Source organism: Mycobacterium sp. TKK-01-0059 (assembly GCF_000709305.1).
Classification (GTDB): domain Bacteria; phylum Actinomycetota; class Actinomycetes; order Mycobacteriales; family Mycobacteriaceae; genus Mycobacterium; species Mycobacterium intracellulare.
The window spans coordinates 16,750-36,234 of record NZ_KL446997.1 but is presented as its reverse complement, the minus strand read 5'-3'; the positions used below and the strand labels follow the sequence as shown (position 1 = coordinate 36,234).

Sequence of the window (19,485 nt, the reverse complement as noted above, 5' to 3'; positions counted from 1 at the left end):
GAGGGCCGGCCCGCCCCCTGGCGCACCATAATGTTCTATTATGGAATATGAACGTTCCATCGGGTCTGGTCCGGCTCCTACCGGGTGCGGTCGGTTCTTCGGCCGTGTTCTTTTGCGACGCCACACCCGGCTGCGGTTCGGCCGACGGTTTGTCGTCGCACAGGCGGCCTGGCGGCCTGGCGGATAAAGAGGAGGCGCGCAAGATGGGGCCTGCGTTGCGTGCGTCGATAGCCCTCCTGACTACGTGCGTGGCCTTGCTTGGCGGCGTCGTCGCCTACCGATTGCATCGGACCATTGCCGCACAAGGTGTTTCGTCGAGCAGACACGTCGATGAAGCCCCACTCGTCAGTGTCGAGCGGATCCAATACGAAGTGATCGGGCCGGCACAGACAGTGGGGCACGTCGGCTACTTGGACGCCAACGCCCAAGCGTATGCCGAACCGTTCACATCGCTGCCCTGGTCGCATACGCTGACGGCCGCGTCACCAGGAGTTTTCGCGTTTGTTGTGGCTCAAGGCAATAGCGACACGATCGGCTGCCGCGTCATCATCAACGGCCACGTCGAACAAGAACAATCCGTCACGGGCCATCCCGCGCGCGCGGCGTGCTTGCTGGACAGCCGCCTAATCGCAAGTACTAACGCTGTTTCCCGATCCTCGCTATTGGGCAGCCAACGGTTGCAGGCAGCGTGGAATGTTTTCGGCGCGGCCCCCAAAGGCGGTGAGACCGCGCCGCTTCCGACGTGATTCCGATGTTGACGGGTAACCAGCCGCGTCTCGTCGACCGTGCTCTCTGCTGGCGATGAACGTGCTGGACGAACCTCGGTCGTGTGGGGCTGGCTCTACACCGCCGACAAGTAACCCCATGTCTAGTGCTGTCGGGGCGCCACGATCGGCGATGGGTGAGGCTCGCCGCGGAATTTCTCCAGCGATCCGCCGACCTCGACGATTCCTTTAAGGGCGTTCCAGCTCAACATCGTCAGGTAGTCGATCAACTCATCGCGACTCAGCCGCGGGTACGACATCCAGGAGTGGGTGGCTAACTGCACCCCGCCGACGATCAAATAAGCCCACGGCCCGACACCACCGGTCTCCATTCCGGCCTGCTGCATGCGTCGCCGCATCAACACCGCGAGCATGCGAGCGATGATCCGCTCGGAGTCGGCAATCACCTTGCTGTTGCTGGCTGAACTGTTGGTCATCACGAACCGGTAGGGCTCGGGTTCAGATGCCACGGTTTCGACGTAGACCCGAATGACCTCGCGGGTCAGATCGATACCGTCCAGATTGGACGCCAGCGCGGCCGCCATGTTGGGAATCAGCGTGGTTTGGGTGAACCGCATCATCACGGCGGTCGTGAGGTCGTTCTTGTCGACGAAATAGCGGTACAGCACCGTCTTGGAGATCCCGATCTCGGCGGCGATGTCCTCCATGCTCAATGCGCCACCGAGTCGGCGAACCACCTCAATTGTGCCGTCGACCAGTTCGATACGACGAGTCATCTTGTGGTGACGCCAGCGCCGCTTGCGCCCATCGAGTTTGACGCTCACCGCCGTGATCTACCTGTCCACCGTGACGATTTCCGATTCCTTAGACGAGCGGGGTTCTATGGCGCTAGGGGGACAGTTCGCGGCCCGGGCCCAGGGTGATAGGCGTGGCGAACAGCGGCCGGCGCAACCCAGAGAATTGACGAGGCGCATTGAGGCCATGTTGGCGGCGGCAGTCGGCGATAGCATATTGGAAAAACCGTGTGATGCAAGCGATCACAGCGTCGAACGGTGGCGTCGATGATCCCGGTGTTCGAGGAGTAGACGCGCTGGGTCCCGGCCCGCGAGGGGGACCGCAGAGCGCGGCCGGTTGGGGCCGACACCGTGGCCTTTCGGCCGGGGCTGACAGTTGTTGGCGCCTTTGGTGCGGTCGGCAGCCGGGTCCCGACGGGTTGCCGGTCCAGCAGCTATGGCAGGGCGGTGGGCGCCGCATCATCGAGTCTCACCGATTGCGCGTCAGGGCCGGCCGGTGGAGAGGCTCGCGGCCCGGGGGTTGCTGGGGTGGCGGCAGGAGCGGCTTGCGGTGGCGTACCGGAACGGTCGTCGGCGCCTCGGTGCTGAGCGTGAGTGCCTCGCCGGCATGACGGATCGTCAGCTCGCCGCCGGGCCCGTCCCGCAGCGTGTAGGTGACATCGTCGTGGTCGACGTCGATGGTGACCCGGAAGCCGCGCCACCGTAGCCGAAACCGCAACCGCGAAATCCCGTCCGGCAGCGCAGGATCCAGCGACAGGATACCCTCGTCGTCGCGCAGGCCGCCGAAGCCGGACACCAGCGCCGTCCACGCGCCGGCGAGTGAGGCCATGTGCAGGCCGTCGCGGGTGTTGTGATGCAGATCGCGCAGATCGATCACGGCGGCCTCATAGGCGTAGTCGTGTGCGAGCGCCAGATGCCCGACCTCGGCGCACATCACCGCCTGGGTGCAGGCCGACAGCGATGAGTCGCGCACCATGCGCGGCTCGTAGTAGTCGACGTTGCGGGCCTTCTGTTCGGGGGTGAACGCGTGACTCTGCCAGTGCATCGCCAGCACTAGGTCGGCCTGCTTGATCACCTGGGCGGGGTAGAGCCGGACATATGCCCCATACAGCAACAGTGGATAGGTGGTGTTGGCCTCGAAGTCCCACTCCGCCAACGTGGTAAACCCCTCACACTGCTGATGCACCCCCAGCCCGGCATCGTAGGGAATGTTGACCGCGTCGGCCGCATCGCGCCATGCCGCCGACTCCTCGGTGGTGACACCCAACGACCTGGCCACCTCGGGGTGGCGGATACAGGCGTCGGCGGCCACGCGCAGATTGTGCGCGGCCATCAGGTTGGTGAACACGTTGTCGCGCACGACCGCGGTGTACTCGTCAGGGCCGGTGACGCCATCGAGGTGCCAAACCCCGTGCCGGTCGTGATGGCCGAGCGAGAGCCACAGTCGCGCGGTCTCGACGAGCACCTCGACGCCGCACTCGGCTTCCAGGGTGTCGTCTCCGGTGACGACGCGGTAGCGCTCGAAGGCCATCGCGATGTCGGCGTTGATGTGCCAGGCCGCCGTGCCGGCCGGCCAGTAGGCCGAGCACTCCTGCCCGCGGATGGTCCGCCACGGGTAGGCGGCCCCGTCGAATCCCAATTCGCCGGCTCGCTCCTTGGCCAGATCCAGGGTGGAGGCCCGCCAGCGCAGCGCATCGGCCACCGTGTGCGGCGCGGTGTAGGTCAGCACCGGCAGCACGTAACCCTCGGTGTCCCAAAAGGCGTGGCCGTCGTAACCGGTTCCGGTGAGCCCCTTGGCGGCAATCGCGCGGCGCTCGGCGCGGGCGCTGGCCTGCAACAGGTGAAACAGCCCGAAGCGCACGGCCTGCTGGGATTCAGGGTCGCCCTCGACTTCCACATCGGCACTGTCCCAAAAGTCGTCGAGGTAGGCCCGCTGGGCGTCCAGCAGCGCCTGCCACCCGCTGTAGCGGGCGCTGTGCAGCGCGGCGGCGACCTGGTCGCGCAGCGCCGGGCGTGAGCGCATGCTCGACCACCCGTAGGCCAGGTATTTGACGATGCGCAGCTTCTGTCCCTCGCGCAGCCCGCAGATCACGGTGGTGCGGGCCAGATCGGCGCGCGCATCGGTGCTGACCTCCACGCGGCCGGGCACGTCGATCTCGTGATCCATGCCGGCCGCCACCATCAGCGCACTGCTGCGGGTGCGGTGCATGAGAACCGCTCCGCAGTCGGTGTTTTCGTGCTCGACGGCCTCCAGCGGGTTCTCCAGGATGGCCGACACCCGCGGGTCACCGGAGGTCTGCGGCTGGTCCTCGTTGGTGACCAGCTCCGACTGCACCGTGACCCGTACGAACTCGCCGACCGCCTCCACGACGTACTCGATGGCGGCCACACCGCGCTGCGCCAGCGACACCAGCCGGGTCGAGACCACCTTGACCTGCTTGCCCGCGGGCGAACGCCAGTGCGCGGTGCGGGTCAGCGTTCCGGCGCGCAGGTCCAGATCGCGCTCGTGGGAGAGCAGTTCGCCATAGCGGACATCGAACGGCTCGTCCTCGACCAGCAGACGGATGATCTTGCCGTTGGTGACGTCGACGATCGTCTGGCCGGCTTCGGGGTAGCCGTACCCGGCTTCGGCGTAGGGCAGCGGCCGGATCTCGTAGAAAGAGTTCAAGTACGTCCCGGGCAGACCGTAGGGCTCGCCCTCATCGAGGTTGCCACGCAACCCGATGTGCCCGTTGGACAGCGCGAACAGCGACTCCGACTGGGCCAGCACGTTGAGGTCCAGTTTGCGCTCGCGGATGTGCCAGGGCTCGACGGGGAAGGCTGCGTCGTCGATCATGACGCCAGCAGCTCGGCGAGGTCGGTCACCACCACGTCGGCGCCGTGGCGGCGCAAATCCTCGGCCTGACCCACCCGGTCCACGCCCACCACAAAACCGAACTGACCGGCGCGGCCGGCCTGCACGCCCGACAGGGCGTCTTCGAACACGGCCGCGGCCCCGGGTTCGATATCGAGCAGCTGCGCGCCGTGCAGATAGGAATCCGGTGCCGGCTTGCCGGCGATGTGCTCCTCGCGCAGGGTGATGCCGTCCACCCGCTTCTGCACGAACCGGTCCAGCCCGGTGACCTCGAGAACATCGCGGGTGTTGGCGCTCGAGGACACCACCGCGATAGCCAGGCCTGCGGCCGACGCCGCCTCCAAGTAGCGCCGCGACCCCTGGAACACCTTGACGCCGTCTTGCTTCAAGACCTTCTGGAACATGTCGTTCTTGCGGTTGCCCAGGCCGTAGATGGTCTCGGCGGCATCGGGATCGTCGGGGCTGCCGTCAGGCAACTCGATACCGCGGCTGTCCAGAAACGACCGGACCCCGTCCTCGCGTTTCTTGCCGTCCACGTAGGTGCGGTAATCCGCGCCCTCGTCGAACGGGACAAATTCGTCGCCGGTCTGCCTCGCGCGGTCGGACAGGTAGGCGTCGAACATGGCCTTCCAGGCCGTGGTGTGCACACTGGCCGTATCGGTCAGCACACCGTCAAGGTCGAACAAACCGGCACGAATGTGCTCCGGTAAACCCAGCACAACAGATCCTCACTCTCCGATAGTGGGGCGTAGTCGGGCGATACCCCTGTCAGCGCAAGGACTGGATTTAGGCCACAGGGGTGTCGGGGTCGGCGAGACCATTCGTGAGCGCAGCAGCCATGGTGGCCACGCGCCGGCCTTGGAATTGCGCCGCCTCGCGCGCCGCGTCGTCGATGGACCCGGGGTCGTCGCCGGTGACATAGCTGGCGCCGTAGGGGTTGTGGTTGGAGTCGTCAGTGTGGTTCTTATATCCCGGGGTGACCAGGATCCCGCCAAAGTGATAGATCGAATTGTAGAGCGCCAACAGCGTGGATTCCTGGCCTCCGTGCATGGATGCGGAGGAGGTAAATCCGCTATAGACCTTGTCCGATAACAAGTCTCGGTGCCAGAGGCTGGAAAGGGTATCCATGAACTGTTTGAGCTGGGCCGCGACGTTGCCGAATCGGGTGGGCGTGCCGAAGACGATCGCATCGGCCCACAGCAGATCATCGTGGGTGGCGGTGGGAATGTGTTCCGTCTCGGCCAGATGCGCCGCCCACGCGCTATTGGTCGCAATCGCCTCAGCGGATGCCAACTCGTGCACCCGACGCAGACGCACTTCAGCTCCGACCTCGGCCGCGCCAGCGCGCACCGAGTCGGCCAGCTGATAAATCGTGCCGGTGGACGAGTAATAAACGATCGTGACGTTAGCGACTGTCGACATTGCGGCGATCTCCCTCCGGCCAAGCTCATGTAGTATCATCGACGACCGTATCACATGCGACGATAACGCCGTCGTCCGCGCGGGAGGAAGTGAGGAAGTCCATGTCATCACGAGAGCCGGTGTACCTATCCACCCCCGAGGGTTTGGCCCCGCCGCCTGCAGATGTGTTCTCCCATGCGGTCATTGCCGGAGACACCGTCTATGCCTCGGGACAGATCGGTATCGACCCCTCCGGGTTGCTGCTCGACGGGTTTCATGCTCAAGCCACCCAGGCCTTTGAGAACCTGCAGGTGGTGTTGCGTGCCGCTGGTGCGGAGTTGACTGACGTCGTCAAAATACAGGTCCTGGTGGCCGAACCGCACGACGTGCCCGCCTACGCCAAGCTGCGCCAGAAATACCTTCCCCAACGCCCGGCCAGCAGCCTGTATGCGGTCAAGGCGTTCGCCATGCCCGGGTTGCTCGTCGAACTCGACGCCACCGCCATCCGCACCAAATAAACTCTGCTCGGCCCGCCCACAGGAAACAGCGGCGCCAGCGTGTCAACGGGCGTGTGCCGCTCGGATCGCATCGCACACCACTGCTCGATACATCGAACATCGCTACATCGCGTGGCCACAACGGTTTACGGCCGCGTTCCATCTTCGCGACGTCCGCCCATGCGGTGGGCGAACCCGGCCGAGAAACATGGCCAGTACGTTGTTGGCGGTGCCGGAAGGGCCGACTGGTCGACGGAACATGTGTGTTCCATGAAAGAACGGGTACGCTCCGCTGCACACCTGCGGTCCAGACACGTGCCGCGGTCTTCACCCGCGGGGTGGTCAGCCCGCGGCCATGACATGTCAAGGGAGCAAACGATTGTGAATCGGATCATGTGCGGTGCTCGGGTGCGTACCGTGCCGCGGTACGTCGTTGGCACATGGGTGATTGTTGCGACAGCGATCTCACTCGTGGCCGCGGTGGGTCTGCTCACGCCGTCGGCTTCGGCTCAACCATGTCCGGACGTGGAGGTGGCCTTCGCTCGCGGAACTGGTGAGCCTGCTGGTGTGGGCCCGACCGGACAGGCCTTCATCGATTCACTGCGTTCACGCCTGGGCGCCACGTCGGTCGAGGTGTATCCGGTCGACTACCCGGCCAGCCGGGAGTGGTCGACCGGCCTCGACGGGATCAGAGATGCCAGCGCGCATGTCTTGTCGACGGCAGACAGTTGCCCGCGGACCAAGATGGTGCTCGGCGGATACTCTCAAGGCGCAGCAGTCATGGGATTTGTTACCTCCGCCGCCGTGCCCGACGGGGTGGACCCTTCGACGGTTCCCAAGCCGCTGGCACCTGAGACGGCTCACCACGTCGCCGCGGTCGTGTTGTTTGGAATGCCGAACGTGCGCGCCATGAACTTCCTCGGCGAACCCCCTGTGGTCATTGGTCCCACCTACGCGGCCAAGACCATCAAAGTCTGCGTGGCTGAAGACCCGGTGTGCTCTGATGGGATGAACTTCGCCGCCCATAACACCTACGCCGACGACGCAACCATGATCGAGCAGGGAGCCGACTTCGCCGCCGCTCACCTCGGTGCCGCCCCGGGGCAATAGCTAAAACATCAAGAGGTGGTCAGGCGGGGTGCCGGGCGGTGCACTGGGTCTACCGGCCCCGGCGACGACAGGACAGACCGTCGCGGATAGCGACTGATTGCCCGCGGGACCACCCGTGCACCGTCAACCTCTGATCGCGATAATCGCTGCGGCAGCCTCTCCCAATGACTGCATAGGTTCGGCTGCACCGCAGACGCTTTCGTTGTAAAACACCCGACAACGCCCCGCATCAACCCAGGACGGCCTGTTTCGAGGTTGGGCGTCCAGTGCCCGCCGTCAATCCCGAGACGGTTCCTGGCGGCGACTGCGACCGCCCGCAATTTTGGTAACACTCCTGACCGTCTCATCTGCTACTATCTAGAACGGGTCCTCGATGAGGAGGAAGTGAGGAGATCCATGTCAGCGCGAGAGCCGGTGTATCTTTCACCTCTCGAGGGTGTGGGCTTGTCGCCTGCAGATGTGTTCTCCCACGCGGTCATTGCCGAAAATACCGTCGCTGTTTCGGGGCGGATCGGTATCGACCCCTCCGGGTTGCTGCTCGGCGGGTGTCATACTCGCCTCACCCAGAGCTGCGAGACCGTGCAGGTGCCACCGCGTGCCGCTGGCGCAAAGTTGACCGTCGTCGTCAAAAGCGAGGTCGTCGCACCGCACGACGCGTCCGCCTGCGCCAAGCTGGGGCACAAATTCCTTCCCCCACGCCCGGCCAGCAGCCTGTATGCGCTCAAGGCGTTCGCCATGTCCGGGCTGCCCGTCGAACTCGACGTTACCGCGATCGGCAGCCCGTATGTCTAGTTCGTCGCGGGGCGCGCCGCCGGTGCGGAACCGAGGAAAGGAGGACCGGGTGTCCGTTTTTGAGGCTTCACAGGAGCTAGCGACTCGCAGCATTGATCTGGCTCGCCGCTACGCCTACCCCGAGACCACTCCTAGCGGGCGCCGCTGTTATGTGCGGGCGAACATGATCTGCTCGGTCGATGGCGCAACCGCGCACGAAGGCAGCTCGTCCCTGCTGGGCTCAGCCGGAGACAAGGCGCTGTTTTCGGCATTGCGAGGACTTAGCGACGCTATCGTCGTGGGGGCGCGCACCGTGGCGGTCGAACATTATCAGGCCTTGACCGCTAACTCGGAGTTTGCGGTATGGCGGCGCCGGCGCCAACAACGCTCAGCCCCGGTGATCGCGGTCGTGAGCAACTCGCTGAACCTAGATGCGGCCGCCGAGGTCTGGCAGTCCCCAGTGGCGATGGTCTTCACCCGCCGGGATGCACCAGCCGCCAAGCGCGCCGCGCTCAACGCCGCGGGCGTCAAGGTGATCAGCTGCGGACAGGACAGGGTCGACATCGGTCTGGCGCTCGAGTTCCTTGCCGGCATGGGCCTGTGGCGGGTATTGGTCGAGGGTGGCCCGACCTTACTGGGACAGCTCGTCGCCACCGACACACTCGATGAACTCTGCCTGACCATCTCCCCGAACGTGATCGGTGGCCCCTCACCTCGAATCGTGTCGTCTCCCACCGAGACCGCGCTGGGGATGCGGCCCGTGCACATGCTGGCCGACGCTGAAAACTACCTTTACACCCGGTGGGTACGCCGGGAAAGCCGCTGAGTGCGCCACGAAAGGCCTGAATGTGACTCATCGCTACGACGAGGCCATCATCGCTGCGATGCGCCGGGTTGCGGACGCAGCTGAAGGTCACGACGCCATCGAGAAGTCTCTGGCGCAGATCACCAGGGCTGCCGTCGACCTGATTGACGGTGTGGACTGCGCCACCGTGTTAGTGATCAGTGATGGCGGGTTTCAGTCCATCGCCGCCACATCCGTGACCGCGATGGAGATCGACCAAGCCCAACAGCGCACAGGTCAGGGCCCATGCCATGATGCCGCCGACCGAGATGTCATCGTACGCAGTAGCGATTTACGCGAAGACGACCGGTGGCCAGAATTCGCCCAGATAGCCCGCGCGGCTGGTGTTTTGAGCGTCACGTCGTTTCGGCTCTATACCCAAGGCGCCAACAGCGGGGCGCTCAACCTGTTTGGCTTTCAACCAGAATCGCTCACCGCTGAAAGCGAAGCGCTGGGCGCCATGCTCGCCACCCAGGCGGCCCTGCTGATCCTTGCCGCCGACCGTCAACAGCAGTTCGAATCCGCGCTCGCGAGCCGAGATGTCATCGGCCAGGCTAAAGGCATCCTCATGGAGCGCTTCGACGTCGATGCCATGCAGGCCTTTGAATTGCTCACCGGCCTATCCCAGCAATTGAATACCCCGGTGAAGATCATCGCCGAACGACTCGTCCGCCGTGGGGAAAACACGTCAACCGTTGATCCTGGTGCGCCCTAGACATGTCAAGAAACCACAAACCGCCCCGCCTCGGGCGTGTTGTCACGCACTGAGCGTTGAACACTGAGCGTGTGGGCCGCAGCGGTGGGGATACCTCACTGTGGCGCAGCCCGTCGCAGCGAGATCCCCTCGGCCAGACCTGCGTTCATGTTTGCTCAGTGTCGCAGCATGGCTGAACGGCGCAATTTTCACAACCAGCTAGGATCACGCGCGACAGTATCACCTGAGATTACGCTATAGTATAGGTGCATGTACCAGAGCAGCGACAGTGCGACCCGCAACCGCGCGACCGATCGACCCGGTGACTGCTCGCCCTTTGCCCTCGGGCTGTTAACCCGGCGCGCGCATCGGCACGCATCTAATGCCCTCGTCGCGGCTCTGCGGCCGCACGGGCTCGAGCTGCGGCATTTCGCCGTACTGCTCGTGCTCGCCGACCGGGGGCCGACGCTACAACGTGACATGCCGACACTGACCGGGTGGGACAAGGCTCGCATCGGACGGGTGGTTGCCGGGCTTGAAAAGGCCGGCCTAGTCAAACGGGTCACCGTACTCACCGACCGTCGCGCGTGGCTGCTCGAGGCTACCTCGCTGGGCTTGGCGGTGTTCGATGAAGTCCACGTAGGTGCGCAAGGCATCGCCGACAGGCTCGTGGCGCACCTCAAGCCCGGCGAGCCTGAACTGCTCATGGACCTGCTGACGCGCTACACCTATCCCGACGGAGATCCCGGGCTAGGAAGGGGCATCGCCATCGGGTAGGCGGCTCAGTCCCACCTTGAAGCCTGTGGCCATGACGGCAACCCGGCGACCTTGTAGCCGAGCTGCCTTGCGCGTCGCGTCATCCACGGGCCGAGAGCCGTCACTGCGGGTGAAGGCTGTAGCCCCGTAGGGGTTACGTGTCGCCGCATCGACGCGCCCCTTGTATCCCGGCGTCACGAGGATCCCGCCGAAGTGATGGACCGAGTTATACAGCGCCAGTAGCGTGGACTCCTGGCCACCGTGCATGGATGCGGTGGAGGTAAAACCGCTGTAAACCTTGTCTGACAACAGATCCCGATGCCATAAGCCCGACAGTGTGTCGATGAAGCCCTTGAGCTGAGCCGCGACGTTGCCGAATCGCGCCGGCGTGCCGAAGATGATCCCATCTGCCCACAACAAATCATCGTCGGTTGCCACCGGGATGTGCTTGGTGCGCGAAATGTTGCCCATCCACGTGTGATGCGCAACGATGTCCTCGATGGGCACCGTCTCGGCGGCTCTGCGCACGCGCACGTCCGCGCCGGCCTCGGCGGCGCCCGCCCTGATCGCCTCGGCAAGTTCGTGCATATGCCCTGTCGACGAGTAATACACAACCGCGATATTGGCGCGCTGCGACATGGGGATCCCCTAGAGGCGAATCATAGATGTTCGTTACACATCAGATGGTATCAGCTGATACTAACCCACAGGTGCCGGCGCGGCGATCGAGTGCGTCGTCGAGGACTGTGCGCCAATCAGTCAGCTTCGCGGATCGTTTTCACAACGTGTGAACTGGTCCGGCGACGTCACAACTCGGGGTAGGCATACCGCGTCAGCAGGTCCATGAGCAGTCCCGGCTCGCCGGGCTTGAGGTGCGCCACGAGCCTGTCGGCGATGCCTTGTGCTTCGCGGTGGGCTTCGTCGAACACGTCCAATCCATACTCAGTGATTTGCACCATCCATACCCGCCGATCACCTGCGACACCCTCGCGGGTAACCATGCCGGCGTCTTCGAGATCGTCGATCGCGCGCCCAACGGCCGCCTTATCAAACCCCGTCACTGGCACAAGGTCACGCTGCAGGGTCGGGCCACGATCGACGAGCACGATCAACATGGCGAAATGCCGTAGCTCTAGCCCAAACGGTCGCATCGCCGCAACCAGCTCAGTGGCCGCACGATTATGCGCACGCCGCAGCAACAACCCGAGCGCGAACGGAGATGTATCTCCGGGACGGCCCGTTGCCCGATTAGTTACTGTCCTTGTTTTCGTCATTCGCGCCACTCCAACAGCATACGCGATTAGTCACCCTCGCTACCGTCGCACATGATCCCTACTTTGCGTCGCGTGCATGACCGTCCCGGGTGGGCACTGACCCCGACGGCTCGGCGGCCCGAGGTTGCTAGCCGGCTGCCAAGCGCCTCACGAAAGTCGAGAAGTTTCGGGCCCGGCTGGCTCAGCCACGACGCGCCAGCTGCCTATACTGCGGCGGTCCAGCAAGGGCTAGCGGAGTGGCCGGTCGATGCATACACCGCCGTGCGTAGCACCGCTAGGGGGCCCTGTCTTGGTGGTGGCATGCAGGAGATCCCGAGGACTGTTACGGCTTACTGCTGGGTTATCTGATTCGACCCAGGCGCCGGTTCGGGATGGGAGATTTTGCGACTACGGCGACATACGCGTTGGCCAAGTCGGGGAGTAGGTGGGTTTCTGCGTCTGCGGCAAGTTCTTTGATCCGGGTCAAGAGCGCCTCGGCGGTTTGGTTCTCCAGATTGCGCGACTTCATCTCACACCTTTCCGTCCGGTGGTTTCATGTCGAACGCCGGTAGATTGCCGTCACCATGACCGATGAGGACGACCGTTGGCGGGCATCGAAACAGGGGAACGCGCCTGTAGGAAATCTCACAGATAGTATCATCGACTACCGTATCATATGAATCCAGTATGGCGGTCCGCTGATGCCGCGTGGTGATGACTCGATGGGCTTGTGAGGTGCTGTCTGGCTGTCAGCTGCTGCTGAGCCGACAGTGGCGTGTAGCGTCAGCGGTCTTCTGATTTGCGTGGCAGGCGCCTTTTCAAGCTTGCGCTCCTGAGTAGTTGCAGGGTGAGGTTGGTGGCTGTCAGCATCGGAAATATTCCAAGAAATGTCCGCTCGGAAGGCGTTTTTCCGTGTAATTGTTCAAGGCTGCCGAAGATGAAGAAGCAGCCGAGGCTGAACAGGGTGGCAGGGATGCACAGAGCCAGCGGTGATGCGCGATCTGAGATGGCTTGGCGGGCCAGGGCGAGTTCTTCTTCTGTCATTGGTTCGCGTTTGCGTAGTTTGCGCAGAACCGTGGGGATGCCGCCGACTTGGCTGCTGAGCGGCAATGCCGGCCGGCGCACCAACCGGATGACCATCATCGTGCCCAGCGCGGCGAACACGAAGATGGCGCCAAGGCTGATGACCGACAACATGGCCCAGGGGATCGGGTTCATTGCTTTACTCCGAAATCAGAGGGCTGGCGCAGCGGTCGGGAGCGCACCAGCGCCGGCCACCAAAACCACGGTCCGAAAATGCGTAGCAGGCATGGCACGACGAACGACCGGACGATCAGCGTGTCCAGAAGCAGCCCGATGCAGACTGTCGATCCCACTTGACCGATGGTCCTCAGGTCGCTGATGAGCATCGACAGCATGGTGAAGGCGAACACCAGGCCCGCGGATGTCACCACACCACCGGTGCTGCCCAGCGCGCGGACTAGGCCGGTATGCAGCCCGGCGTGGATCTCCTCTTTCACGCGAGCGATCAACAGCAGGTTGTAGTCCGAACCGACCGCCACCAGGATGATGAAGGTAATCGGTAGCACCAGCCAATGCAGATGTAGCCCAACGAGGTGCTGCCACACCAGGATTGACAGACCGAAGGCGCCCGCGTATGAGAAGGCGACCGTGGCGGGAATGACGAAGGCGGCCATCAGGCTTCGGGTGAGGATCAGCATGATCAAGAAGATCAGTGTGAAGGCGGCGATCGCCACGATGAGCAGATCCGAATCGGCGTAGGCCTGGATGTCTTTGTCGTTGGAGGCCGCGCCGCCGACCTCGACTTTCGCGCCGGCCAGTGAGGTCTCCTTGAGCGCCATCTCGATGGCGTCAGGGAATTTTTCGACGTGTTGAATGCCTTCCGGTCCTAAGGCGTTGCCCTTGTGGGTGATGATGAATCGGGCCGCTTTGCCGTCCGGGGACATCATGAGCGACATGTCGGTTTTGACGTCTTCGTTGTCGAAGGCTTCCCTGGGTACGTAGAAGAAGTCATCGCTGCGGGCGTGGTCGAAGTCGTTGCCCACGTTGATCAGGTCGTCGAACGTCTGGTCGGTCTGGGTGGACTGCAAATGTGCCGGGCCGTAGGAGTTGACCACGAGTGCCTGCAGTGCCGCTGAGTCGTCGGCGGTGAGTTGTAGCTGCGTGATGACCTGGGGCAAGAGCTTATCGAGGGCCTCGAGTGAGGTTTTGGCGTCGCCGATATCGTCGGCCAACTTGTCGATGTTGTCGAGTGCGTCAAAGAGCGATCGAAATGCCCAGCAGATGGGAATATCGAAACAGTGTTTCTCCCAATAGAGATAGCTCTTTATCGGACGGAAGAAATCGTCGAAATTGGAGATCTCTTGATTCATGTCATCGGTGATGCGTTTCAGGTCCTCGATGGTGAGAACAGTCTTGTGCAGCTCGTCGGACATCCGTTGGAAGTAGCCGATCTCTTTGCGCAGCACCGCCACGGTGTCGGCCTGGATCTGTGCCTGCTGGTCGGTGTTGGCGTTTTGTTGCTTGTTGAACGGAAGCTGCTGGCCGCTGCCACTACCTTGGGTGGTGAACAAGTACGGGATGGTGGCGTGTTCGAGTGGCCGGCCCAGGGGCCGGGTGACGCTTTGCACCATCGCGATACCGGGCAAGCGGATCAGAGCCCTGTCCACCCGGTCCAGTGAGATGAAATCCGCCGAGTTACGCATGTCATGATCGCTCTCGACCATCAGCATCTCGGTGAACAGCTTGCTCTGTGGGAAGTGCCGATCCGCGGCGGCGAAACCCTGATTGGCAGGAGCGTCGGCGGGCTGGTATTTGCGGTCGTCGTAGCTCACCCGGTAGGTCGGTACGAAGACCGCCCCGATCATGACGACGGCGCTGCTGGCCGCCAGGATTGGCACCGGCCAGCGCACCACGCTGGCCCCGATACGCCGGTACAGATGCCCTTTCACCGTCCGCTTCGGGTCAAACAGGCCGAACAGGCTGCCCAGTGCCAGGATGGCCGGGCCGAGTGAGAGCGCGGCCGCGATGGTGAACAGCATGCTGATGGCCACGGCCGGTCCCATGGTCTGGAAGTAGTTCAGTCGCGCGAAACTCAGGCAGAAACCAGCACCGGCGATCGTCAGGCCCGAACCGATGATGATGGGTGCCACGCCCTTGTACGCGATGAAAAAGGAGTCTTCCCGATTTTCGCCGGCCTGGCGGGCTTCCTGATAGCGACCCATCAGGAAGATGCCATAGTCCGTGCCGGCCCCCAGCGACAACGCCACAACGATGTTCACCGCGAACGACGAGAGTTCGATATACCCGAAATGGCCCAGGGTGGCGACTACTCCCTTAGCGACCAGCATCTCGATGAGCACCGAGGCCAGCGGCATCAACACCGTCGCGGCCGAGCGGTATACGAGCAACAGCATCCCGATGATGAGAAAGATCGTGAGGATCGTGACGTTGTTCAGACTCGAGTTGGCGATCGTCAACGTGTCTGAGGCCAGCGGTGCCGCACCACTGACGTAGGCCCTGAGCCCCGGGGGCGGGACGTCCTTGGCGACGATGTCGCGCACGGCGTCCACGGATTGGTTGGCCAGGAGTTGGCCGCTGTCGCCGGCGGTACGCAGCAGCACATAGGCGGACTTGCCGTCGGTGCTCTGCGCGCCGGCTGCACTGATCGGCTTGCCCCACAGATCCATGACGTACTGCACGTGCGCGGCGTCGTGCTGGAGCCGTTGCATCAGGTCCTGGTAGTACTGATGGTCCTGGTCGTTGAGCGGCCGCGTGGCTTCCAGCACGACCATGGTGAAGCTGGTGGAGTTCGACTCGTGGAACTTCTCACCGATGCGTAGCAACCCCGCCTGAGACGGTGCATAGGTTGGGACCATCGGGCCAGCTAGTTCTTCGGCGACCTTTTCCACCTGTGGCACAAAGGTATTCGTGGTCACGGCGAGTAAGCCCCAGAACACGATGATCGGCACCGCAAAGACCCGGACGGTTCTCGCGACGAACGGGCGTTTGGCGCTATGCGCGCTCATGCGGACTTCACTCTGCAGGTGACATCAGCTTCCTGATGAGTTATCGATTGCTCGTCGTGCACAACGCCATTCACCCGTATCCGGCAACCGACCTCATCTCCGTGGACGTGCACCGAAATAGCGCCCGACACCACGGTCAACGTCGTCCTCTCCGTGTGTGACCACGGCAACTCCGCGAGATCAACTTGATGTGGATGTCCGTCGATGTCTACGTAGTCCAGCATTCCGCCGTCGCCCAACGTGCCGAAGACCTCATAGGAGAGATACTTGAGATTGAATTGTTCCGGCGCTTGTGGATCCTGCACGGCGATGCCCGGGCCTGGGGCCGACGATTGATGCACCTTCCACATGCCTACGGCACCCACACCGAGTGCAATAGCGATCACCAAGGGCATCCACACCTTCGCCAGCACAGTCCTGCCGACTGAACGTTGGCTCACTCGCCCACCTTTCGGAATCCGCAACCGAATTTTCGTACTTTTCGATCCGCGCCCAACTCACACCTCAAGGCAGCCAACATGCTCAACGGCCGCCGCGACGCCTGGGCCACGTTCGAAGAACGCCCGCAACATCAGCGCCGCGGTCGGGCCCTCCGAGGTCATGACGTCGACGAGGAAGCATATCGCATTACGTAGCGGCTAATACCGTCGCATATGATTCGATGTTATACAAGTCAGCCACTACCTGGGCCGACCTTCTGCAAGGGGCGCGATGAGCGCGCTGCCAACAACCGGTGCCGAGTCGGCCCGGCCCGTCGATGGCTCGCTCATCCACCCGCCACCACGTCGAATCCAGGCACAACCTTTCAGCCAATGTCTGGATGCAGTATGTAATAAATGGTCCGGTATGATCTAATACCGTCATGGTTGCGACCGACTTTGCCGGCGCCGGACGGGCGCAGTTCGAAGCAGTTCGGCCTTTAGGCTGGTATCTCGGCCAGCCGATCCGCTACGCGCACGATGGCATGGCCGCGCAAGCTCGCTGCCTCAACAATAAGGCAACTCACTGCAGTAACACCGTTTGCTGGCCCCATCGGCCTGCGCTGGTTTCCCATGCCTGAATCCAATGCCGGCCAGTTCGCCGACGATCTCGCTGCTCAGCTGTCGTCCCACGGTGTGGAGTATGGCACCGCGATTGAGATTGCCCAGGATCTCCTCAGAGACTACGAGATCAAAAAGCGCACGCAGACAACGCTGATCGAGGATCAAGAAACACCCTGAATCGCGCCAGCCGCGGCACGATCATCGGCACCAACGCTGATTTCTCGCTCACGGCGTGATTGTGTACCGCTGGTGGTGTCGGCGGCCTAGGCCTGGGCGGGATCCACGGCCAAGGTATTCGTCGCCGCTAACCTCATGACTCACATTGCCTCGTAGCGTGAGGGATTCACGGTTGGGCCAAGACGGTCGGCCGTTTCGATCAGCCGTCTAATGCGCCCGGCGATGCTGTGTTTACTCAGGGGCGGATCGGCCAGCTGAGCGAGCTGTTCAAGTGAGGCCACCCGATGCTCGATACGCAGTCGACCAGCCTGAGCCAGATGATCTGGCGCGCTGTCCCCCAGAATGGCCAGGGCGCGCTCAACTTGTGCAGCCGTCGACGCTGCGGCCAGCTCGGCACGGCGCTGGTTAGCATCGCCGAACCCAGATTGCAGGTACCCGTCTGCCTGGGGTGGTCTGCGGCGTCGCCGTTGATTCCAGGCCACCCGAGCGTGCTGCGCACCCATAAGCGCTAATAGTTCGCCAATCCCGTCGACGTTGCGCACCACGACATGGTGCCTGCCACGGGCCTCGGCCGCCTTCGCCCGGACCCCCAGCCGACGTGCTGTCCCCGCCAATGCCATAGCGGCCTCGATGCCCGGGCATGTCACATCTAGCGTGTTACAGCGCCCGTTGTCGACCGGGACACCCCGCGCCAAAATTGCGCCACGCCAGACGGATTCACCTACCGCAAAACTGCCGGCCATGAGGTGCGGCGGTAGGCCGTGGACGGGGCGGCCGCGTCGATCAAGCAGCCCGGCCCGCCGAGCCAGCTCATCGGCATTTCGGTCGACTTGCACCAGCCAGTGCGGGTTACGTCGAGCACGTGTTGGAGCCACCGCCCGTGCGGCCGCATGGCAGCCATCAGCGAGAAGATCTCGCGACGTAACCGAAGCGCGACCGCTTCAAGATTGAGATCGATATTGAAAGCCAACCGATTTCCACGATCTGCACACCATCAGAGAACCGCAACAGAGCCGACACTCGGCCCTACGAGCGTCAAGTGAAGTGATGACCAGGTGACTCAGTTCTTGCTTGGCTTCAGCAGTCGAGTCCATTTGAAGAGGTCTACTCGGTGACCGTGTTTCCCGTCGGCTGCCGGCGGAGCTCATCGGGAAAATGATACTGCGGAGGCCGGCCGGGCAGCGCGCGCTGCCAGCCGGATTCACCAACGTCGGGAACCGTGGCCCCGGATGTCTTAGAGCGACCGTTGCAACTGTCGTTGATGACCTCGTCGAAGTAGCGCATGAAGTCGAGCCGATCGCCTTGATGGTGCATTCCGCCGCGGCGCAGGGTTAACCGCTGGCGTCGCATGACGTTGGTAGCATCGACGTGGAAGGGCAGGTCAAAAATGGGGCCGGCCTGAGATCTCCGGAGGGGAGAAGGAATCATGAAAGTGGAATTGGCGGGTGTGTTGCCCGCCGCTGTCTGCATCCGGGAGGACAACATCGACGAGCCGCCATACCTGTGGTCGGACTTGATCGCTCGTCGCAACGCGTTGAGTCTGCGGGTCGAGGACCTCGTGCCGGTGCTGCGTGTCGACCTACGCAAGTACCGCTCTCGGGAGACCGGCGCCTTGGAGGTCGGCCCGGAGCTCGTCGACGAGCTGATCGCGATGGAGGAGTTCGTCGCTGGCGAGGCCGCGCGGATCATCGCCGCGGCGCCGGCAGAAGGCCCTGTGGTACTGAGGGCTGTGGTTGACCAAGCCGAATTCGAAGACGCCCATCCCGATGCACGCACTCTGCGGGATCTGGTGGCCTACCCGCTGTCGTTGCAACACGTGGCCGTGGGCCGGGCCGCCGGGAAGTTGGGCCGGCAGGGCCGTGTCGTCGAGGTGTACCGCGGTGAGCAGCGCGGTGACCTCACCGTGCGCCGGCTGGCGGCCGGCCTGCTCAAGGAGGAGACCGCGCGGTTGCTCGGCGTCGACGCCAAGCGTTACGCCAAATTCGAGCGGAGCACCGCGGCGCCGCCGGCAGGGCTGGTTGCCGAACTGCAGGCCGTCGACGACTTCATCGCCGCTAGCGCCGAGCAGCTCGAGGTGACCAAAGTCGACGGTGTGAGCGTGGTGCTGATGGTCGACGACCAAGACGCGTTTGAGAGGGCCTATCCGCAGGCCCGGACCAAGCGCGACGGCAGGGTCTATCCGCGCCGCGTGCATCGGGTCGCCGCCGCGCGCCGCGCGCGCCAACTCGAGTCGGCCGGCGGCTCGGCCCGCATCGCCGTCGCCGATCAGTAGTCAACACCTAGTTCCAAACATCCACCAACACCCCGCTCCCCACCCGGCACAGGGGTGGGGAGCGGGGTGTTGGTGGATGTTTTGGGAAAGGGTTGTTGTTGTTGTTGTTGTTGTCGAGATGCATTGAAGATTGACAAGGTGGCCAGTGTTGTCTAACGACAGGCCGCGCAGGCATGGCGAGCAGTAATTGCTTTGCGAGAGTTTCGAGTTCGGCGGGCGGCTAGTTTGGTGCCGGTAGGCGACAG

Annotated in this window: 19 protein-coding genes and 1 pseudogene; 9 read left to right on the top strand and 11 right to left on the bottom strand. The window is 63.3% G+C overall.

The annotated features are described in order from the left end of the window. Window positions 1-47 precede the first annotated feature (47 nt). Entirely contained in the window at window positions 48-746 is a 699-nt protein-coding gene (locus K883_RS26300; RefSeq protein ID WP_081914414.1) for an MmpS family transport accessory protein, read from the top strand. Window positions 747-868: 122 nt separating this feature from the next. On the opposite strand, the gene K883_RS25220 is transcribed toward K883_RS26300, so the two are convergent. The 4 genes from K883_RS25220 to wrbA (K883_RS25205) all read right to left on the bottom strand — a co-directional run bounded on the left by K883_RS25220 (window position 869) and on the right by wrbA (K883_RS25205) (window position 5,795). Beyond that, window positions 869-1,501, bottom strand: coding sequence for a TetR/AcrR family transcriptional regulator (locus tag K883_RS25220; RefSeq protein WP_081914443.1), 633 nt, complete (start codon window positions 1,499-1,501; stop codon window positions 869-871). 487 nt (window positions 1,502-1,988) lie between these two features. Beyond that, window positions 1,989-4,355, bottom strand: a complete 2,367-nt coding sequence (locus tag K883_RS25215) for a glycoside hydrolase family 65 protein (protein ID WP_036456271.1) — start codon at window positions 4,353-4,355, stop codon at window positions 1,989-1,991. After that, complete coding sequence (locus K883_RS25210) at window positions 4,352-5,092, bottom strand: beta-phosphoglucomutase family hydrolase (protein ID WP_036456269.1); 741 nt, start codon at window positions 5,090-5,092, stop codon at window positions 4,352-4,354. Before K883_RS25210 ends, K883_RS25215 begins: the two co-directional genes overlap by 4 nt. Before the next feature lie 67 nt (window positions 5,093-5,159). Then, window positions 5,160-5,795, bottom strand: a complete 636-nt coding sequence (wrbA, locus tag K883_RS25205) for an NAD(P)H:quinone oxidoreductase (RefSeq protein ID WP_036456267.1) — start codon at window positions 5,793-5,795, stop codon at window positions 5,160-5,162. Between the two features lie 101 nt (window positions 5,796-5,896). Between wrbA (K883_RS25205) and K883_RS25200 the strand changes: the two genes are divergently transcribed. From K883_RS25200 to K883_RS25175, 6 genes are all read left to right on the top strand, one after another. Beyond that, the gene (locus tag K883_RS25200; protein ID WP_036456266.1) at window positions 5,897-6,292 is read left to right on the top strand and encodes a RidA family protein; all 396 of its coding nucleotides are present in this window, start codon (window positions 5,897-5,899) and stop codon (window positions 6,290-6,292) included. 372 nt (window positions 6,293-6,664) lie between these two features. Continuing rightward, window positions 6,665-7,381 carry a cutinase family protein gene (locus K883_RS25195; RefSeq protein WP_036456264.1) on the top strand — a complete coding sequence of 239 codons (717 nt, stop codon included), beginning with the start codon at window positions 6,665-6,667 and terminating at the stop codon, window positions 7,379-7,381. A gap of 444 nt (window positions 7,382-7,825) precedes the next feature. Beyond that, window positions 7,826-8,173: a Rid family hydrolase gene (locus K883_RS27750; RefSeq protein ID WP_218917179.1), complete on the top strand. Its 348-nt coding sequence runs from the start codon at window positions 7,826-7,828 to the stop codon at window positions 8,171-8,173. A 49-nt stretch (window positions 8,174-8,222) separates the two neighbouring features. After that, window positions 8,223-8,978: a pyrimidine reductase family protein gene (locus K883_RS25185; protein WP_036456591.1), complete on the top strand. Its 756-nt coding sequence runs from the start codon at window positions 8,223-8,225 to the stop codon at window positions 8,976-8,978. A 22-nt stretch (window positions 8,979-9,000) separates the two neighbouring features. Then, entirely contained in the window at window positions 9,001-9,711 is a 711-nt protein-coding gene (locus tag K883_RS25180; protein WP_051701189.1) for a GAF and ANTAR domain-containing protein, read from the top strand. 249 nt (window positions 9,712-9,960) lie between these two features. Continuing rightward, complete coding sequence (locus K883_RS25175) at window positions 9,961-10,467, top strand: MarR family winged helix-turn-helix transcriptional regulator (protein ID WP_036456260.1); 507 nt, start codon at window positions 9,961-9,963, stop codon at window positions 10,465-10,467. On the opposite strand, the gene wrbA (K883_RS25170) is transcribed toward K883_RS25175, so the two are convergent. The 5 genes from wrbA (K883_RS25170) to K883_RS25150 form a co-directional block, all read right to left on the bottom strand. Beyond that, window positions 10,441-11,085: an NAD(P)H:quinone oxidoreductase gene (gene wrbA, locus K883_RS25170; RefSeq protein WP_036456259.1), complete on the bottom strand. Its 645-nt coding sequence runs from the start codon at window positions 11,083-11,085 to the stop codon at window positions 10,441-10,443. The genes K883_RS25175 and wrbA (K883_RS25170) overlap by 27 nt on opposite strands. Window positions 11,086-11,252: 167 nt before the next feature. Then, window positions 11,253-11,597 carry a MarR family winged helix-turn-helix transcriptional regulator gene (locus tag K883_RS25165; RefSeq protein WP_255359025.1) on the bottom strand — a complete coding sequence of 115 codons (345 nt, stop codon included), beginning with the start codon at window positions 11,595-11,597 and terminating at the stop codon, window positions 11,253-11,255. Between the two features lie 885 nt (window positions 11,598-12,482). After that, the gene (locus K883_RS25160) at window positions 12,483-12,917 is read right to left on the bottom strand and encodes a hypothetical protein (RefSeq protein ID WP_036456255.1); all 435 of its coding nucleotides are present in this window, start codon (window positions 12,915-12,917) and stop codon (window positions 12,483-12,485) included. Beyond that, window positions 12,914-15,748, bottom strand: a complete 2,835-nt coding sequence (locus tag K883_RS25155) for an MMPL/RND family transporter (RefSeq protein WP_036456253.1) — start codon at window positions 15,746-15,748, stop codon at window positions 12,914-12,916. Before K883_RS25155 ends, K883_RS25160 begins: the two co-directional genes overlap by 4 nt. Further along, window positions 15,745-16,188, bottom strand: coding sequence for an MmpS family transport accessory protein (locus tag K883_RS25150; protein ID WP_051701188.1), 444 nt, complete (start codon window positions 16,186-16,188; stop codon window positions 15,745-15,747). Before K883_RS25150 ends, K883_RS25155 begins: the two co-directional genes overlap by 4 nt. A gap of 519 nt (window positions 16,189-16,707) precedes the next feature. Here K883_RS25150 and K883_RS27745 point away from each other — a divergent pair. Next, entirely contained in the window at window positions 16,708-16,968 is a 261-nt protein-coding gene (locus K883_RS27745; RefSeq protein ID WP_156035668.1) for a hypothetical protein, read from the top strand. A gap of 140 nt (window positions 16,969-17,108) precedes the next feature. On the opposite strand, the pseudogene whiA reads toward K883_RS27745, so the two are convergent. Both whiA and K883_RS27740 read right to left on the bottom strand, forming a co-directional pair. Continuing rightward, a pseudogene (gene whiA / locus K883_RS27300) lies at window positions 17,109-18,062 on the bottom strand (DNA-binding protein WhiA). 10 nt (window positions 18,063-18,072) lie between these two features. Beyond that, window positions 18,073-18,396, bottom strand: a complete 324-nt coding sequence (locus tag K883_RS27740; protein ID WP_156035666.1) for a hypothetical protein — start codon at window positions 18,394-18,396, stop codon at window positions 18,073-18,075. Here K883_RS27740 and K883_RS25130 point away from each other — a divergent pair. Further along, entirely contained in the window at window positions 18,395-19,240 is an 846-nt protein-coding gene (locus K883_RS25130; RefSeq protein WP_036456243.1) for a hypothetical protein, read from the top strand. The genes K883_RS27740 and K883_RS25130 overlap by 2 nt on opposite strands. Window positions 19,241-19,485 lie beyond the last annotated feature (245 nt).

Bases quoted from the DNA above. Each gene is read 5' to 3' on its own strand.
- K883_RS25130 (WP_036456243.1), top strand. From the start codon at position 18,395: ATGAAAGTGGAATTGGCGGGTGTGTTGCCCGCCGCTGTCTGCATCCGG.
- K883_RS27745 (WP_156035668.1), top strand. From the start codon at position 16,708: ATGGCATGGCCGCGCAAGCTCGCTGCCTCAACAATAAGGCAACTCACT.
- K883_RS25175 (WP_036456260.1), top strand. From the start codon at position 9,961: ATGTACCAGAGCAGCGACAGTGCGACCCGCAACCGCGCGACCGATCGA.
- K883_RS25200 (WP_036456266.1), top strand. From the start codon at position 5,897: ATGTCATCACGAGAGCCGGTGTACCTATCCACCCCCGAGGGTTTGGCC.
- K883_RS26300 (WP_081914414.1), top strand. From the start codon at position 48: ATGAACGTTCCATCGGGTCTGGTCCGGCTCCTACCGGGTGCGGTCGGT.
- K883_RS25195 (WP_036456264.1), top strand. From the start codon at position 6,665: ATGTGCGGTGCTCGGGTGCGTACCGTGCCGCGGTACGTCGTTGGCACA.
- K883_RS25160 (WP_036456255.1), bottom strand. From the start codon at position 12,917: ATGAACCCGATCCCCTGGGCCATGTTGTCGGTCATCAGCCTTGGCGCC.
- wrbA (WP_036456267.1), bottom strand. From the start codon at position 5,795: ATGTCGACAGTCGCTAACGTCACGATCGTTTATTACTCGTCCACCGGC.
- K883_RS27740 (WP_156035666.1), bottom strand. From the start codon at position 18,396: ATGATTCCTTCTCCCCTCCGGAGATCTCAGGCCGGCCCCATTTTTGAC.
- wrbA (WP_036456259.1), bottom strand. From the start codon at position 11,085: ATGTCGCAGCGCGCCAATATCGCGGTTGTGTATTACTCGTCGACAGGG.
- K883_RS25220 (WP_081914443.1), bottom strand. From the start codon at position 1,501: ATGACTCGTCGTATCGAACTGGTCGACGGCACAATTGAGGTGGTTCGC.
- K883_RS25215 (WP_036456271.1), bottom strand. From the start codon at position 4,355: ATGATCGACGACGCAGCCTTCCCCGTCGAGCCCTGGCACATCCGCGAG.
- K883_RS25155 (WP_036456253.1), bottom strand. From the start codon at position 15,748: ATGAGCGCGCATAGCGCCAAACGCCCGTTCGTCGCGAGAACCGTCCGG.
- K883_RS25165 (WP_255359025.1), bottom strand. From the start codon at position 11,597: ATGCGACCGTTTGGGCTAGAGCTACGGCATTTCGCCATGTTGATCGTG.